The sequence below is a fragment of the Hydrogenophaga sp. genome (assembly GCF_041633695.1).
GTDB lineage: Bacteria > Pseudomonadota > Gammaproteobacteria > Burkholderiales > Burkholderiaceae_C > Hydrogenophaga.
Window position 1 is genome coordinate 1 of the sequence record NZ_JBFJMY010000478.1, and the last position, 3,071, is coordinate 3,071.

The following is a 3,071-nucleotide window of genomic DNA, read 5'->3' on the forward strand; positions in this document are numbered from 1 at the left end:
CCACCTCCGCGCCTGATTCATCTCCTATCTCACGCCTCCCATCACCTGAAAGACCCTCATGAACGCCAAGCCCAAAACACCCTCTCGCTTTCCCGCACCACTGCGCCGCGCCTGCCTGGCGCTCGGCCTCGGCCTGGCCGTCACGGCCACCCCGCTGTGGGCGCAAAACCAGCCCGCCCCGGTTCAGGCCGTGGCCAGCTTCAGCATCCTGGGCGACCTGGTGCGCCAGGTCGGCGGCGAACGCGTCGCGGTGGCGGTACTCGTCGGCCCCGGCAGCGACGCCCACGTGTTCCAGCCCACACCCGCACACGCCAAACAAGTGGGGCAGGCCCAGATCGTGTTCGCCAACGGCCTGGGCTTTGAAGGATGGATGAGCCGCTTGCTCAAGACCGCCGGCTACCAAGGCCGCCAGGTCGTGGTCAGCCAGGGCATACAGGCCATGCAAACCGAAGAAGCTCCGCACGCACACGCGCACGCCCAAACAGGCGGGCACCCGAACGGGCCGCAAGCGGCCGACCCCCACGCCTGGCAAAGCGTGCCCAACGCCATGGTCTATGTGGGCAACATCGCCAAAGGCCTGTGCGAAGCCGACGCGGCGGGTTGCGACCTCTACCAACGCAATGCCACGCTCTTTCGCAGCGAGCTCCAGGCACTGGACACCGACATCCGCGCCCAGTGGGCGGTCGTGGCGCCTGCGCAGCGCAAAGTGATCACCTCGCACGACGCCTTCGGCTATTACGCCAAAGCCTATGGCGTGAAATTTCTCGCGCCGCAGGGCGTGAGCACCGAGAGCGAGGCCTCGGCCAAGGGCGTGGCGCAACTGGTGCGCCAGATCCGAAAAGAAAAAATCCGGGCCTTGTTCGTCGAAAGCATTTCCGACCCGCGCCTGATCGCACAAATCGGCCGCGAAACCGGCGTGAAGCCCGCCGGGGAACTGTTCTCGGACTCGCTGTCCGACGCCGCAGGCCCCGCGCCCAGCTACATCGCCATGATGCGTTTCAACACCCATGCCCTGACCCGCGCCGTGCTCGGCCACTGAAGTGCCCTTGCCCCGCATGGGGCTTGCGCCCCCTGACTAAACTGGCAAGCCTATCTCGTCGCGGAGTCCCGATTGCCGATCAAACACTTTCTGCTGGCCTTGGCGGTGGTCTTTGTCTGGGGCACCAATTTCGTGGTGATCCGCTGGGGGCTGGACGGCATGCCGCCTTTTCTCTACGCCACCCTGCGTTTCGCCCTGTCCGCCCTGCCCTGGATGCTGTTCGTGCCGCGCCCGGCGGTCGCTTGGCGCGTGCTGGCCCTGTTCGGACTCTTCATCGGCGTGGGCCAGTTCGGGCTGCTCTACCTGGCCATGCGCAGCAGCATCTCGCCCGCCATGGCATCGCTGGTCGTGCAACTGCAGGTGTTTTTCACCATCGGTCTGTCCATGTTCCTGCTGCGCGAACAGGTGCGGCGGTTTCAGGTCGTCGGCCTGTTGCTGGCGCTCACCGGCCTGTGTGTGATCGCCCTGCATCTGGATGCCACCGTCACCCCCATCGGTCTGGGTCTGGTGCTGGCGGCGGCCATGTTCTGGGCCTGCGGCAACCTGGTCGCCAAATCGGTGGGCCGGGTGAACATGCTGCACTTCGTGGTCTGGAGCAGCATCTTCGCGGTGCCGCCATTGCTCGCGCTCTCTTTGTGGCTGGAAGGCCCGGCGGCTGCGCTGGCACACACGCTGCAGCATGCCAGCGGCCTGGTCTGGGCTTCGGTGCTGTGGCAAGCGCTGGGCAATTCTTTGTTCGGCTTTGGCGTGTGGAACTGGTTGCTGTCGCGCCACCCCGCCGCCACCATCACCCCGCTGGCGCTGCTGGTGCCGGTGTTCGGCTTTGCGGCCTCCGCCTGGTCGCTGGGCGAAGCCATGCCACCCTGGAAACTCGCGGCCTGCGCCCTGGTGCTGGCCGGCCTGGCCGTGATCGTGTTCTGGCCCAAACTCACACGGCCCCGGCCGGCTATGCCAAGCGCGCTTTAGGAGCACCCAGCACGGCCCGCGCCTGTCACGGCAGCGGCCCGATGCGCGCCAGGAGCGAAGGCGCGTTGCGATACGCGCTGATGACCGCATCAAGGCCCAGGATTCCAATGACCACGGCTGCGAGCGCAACGCCAACGGTGAGCTCTGACACAACGACGATCGCAATCGCGATGAGCGTGAAGAGCGCGCCGAAGGCAGCCGTCACAAGCCGGTACGTGGTTGACCTTTTTTCGCCAGTCCGCTCGGTGTCTGTCATGGGGCTGAACCTCGCTCTCTATAGATGTAGATGGGCCCCGGTCCGCGTCCACCCATGCTCGGGTCGCGACCCGGCAACACCGCTACTTCGCCAGGCGAGCAAAGGTCTTGCGAAACTTGGCCACCTTGGGTGCAGCCACGGCCATGCAGTAGCCCTGGTTCGGATTCTTGGCGAAAAAATCCTGGTGGTATTCCTCCGCCGGAAAGTAATTCGCCAACGGCAACAGCTCGGTCACGATGGGCTTGCCAAACGCGTTGTCTCTCATCAGCTCGTCGATCAGCGCCTGTGCTGTCTGCTGTTGCTCAGGGCTGGTGAAGTAGATGCCGCTGCGGTACTGCGTGCCGCTGTCGTTGCCCTGGCGGTTCAGCGTGGTGGGGTCGTGGATCACAAAGAAGATTTCCAGAATCTCGCGCGTGCTGATTTGCGCGGGGTCGTATTCCAGCTTCACCACTTCGTTGCAGCCGGTGCGCCCGGTGCACACGGCTTCGTAACTCGGCTGGGTTTCCTGGCCATTGCTGTAGCCCGACTCCACATCGGTCACGCCTTTGACGCCCACGTACACCGACTCGGTGCACCAGAAACAGCCGCCGCCCAGCACGATGGTTTGTGTGTCGCTCATGAATCAACTCCTCAATTGGCCAAAAAATCCGCCGCTCGGATCGAACGGCATCGGTATCCAAAGCCCGACTCTAGCCCGGCAGCGCCGCTTCACGCACCGCTTCCAGAAAAGACCCCAATGCCGCCTGGTCGCGCGCGGTTTTCCACAGGCAGTGGGTTTCGTAGGGCGGTGTCTCGCGGTCGAGCTGCACA

Annotated in this window: 4 protein-coding genes; 2 read left to right on the forward strand and 2 right to left on the reverse strand. The window is 64.8% G+C overall.

Annotation, left to right across the window (positions count from 1 at the left end; all coding sequences use genetic code 11):
- Positions 1-58: 58 nt before the first annotated feature.
- Positions 59-1,039 carry a metal ABC transporter solute-binding protein, Zn/Mn family gene (locus ABYB95_RS20395; RefSeq protein WP_372661173.1) on the forward strand — a complete coding sequence of 327 codons (981 nt, stop codon included), beginning with the start codon at positions 59-61 and terminating at the stop codon, positions 1,037-1,039.
- A 72-nt stretch (positions 1,040-1,111) separates the two neighbouring features.
- Positions 1,112-2,005 (forward strand): EamA family transporter, encoded by an 894-nt coding sequence (locus ABYB95_RS20400; RefSeq protein WP_372661177.1) that lies wholly within the window; start codon positions 1,112-1,114, stop codon positions 2,003-2,005.
- 25 nt (positions 2,006-2,030) lie between these two features.
- On the opposite strand, the gene ABYB95_RS20405 is transcribed toward ABYB95_RS20400, so the two are convergent.
- Together ABYB95_RS20405 and msrA are read right to left on the reverse strand one after the other, a co-directional pair.
- Entirely contained in the window at positions 2,031-2,261 is a 231-nt protein-coding gene (locus ABYB95_RS20405; protein ID WP_372661180.1) for a hypothetical protein, read from the reverse strand.
- Positions 2,262-2,343: 82 nt separating this feature from the next.
- Entirely contained in the window at positions 2,344-2,880 is a 537-nt protein-coding gene (msrA, locus tag ABYB95_RS20410; protein ID WP_372661183.1) for a peptide-methionine (S)-S-oxide reductase MsrA, read from the reverse strand.
- Between the last annotated feature and the right edge of the window lie 191 nt (positions 2,881-3,071).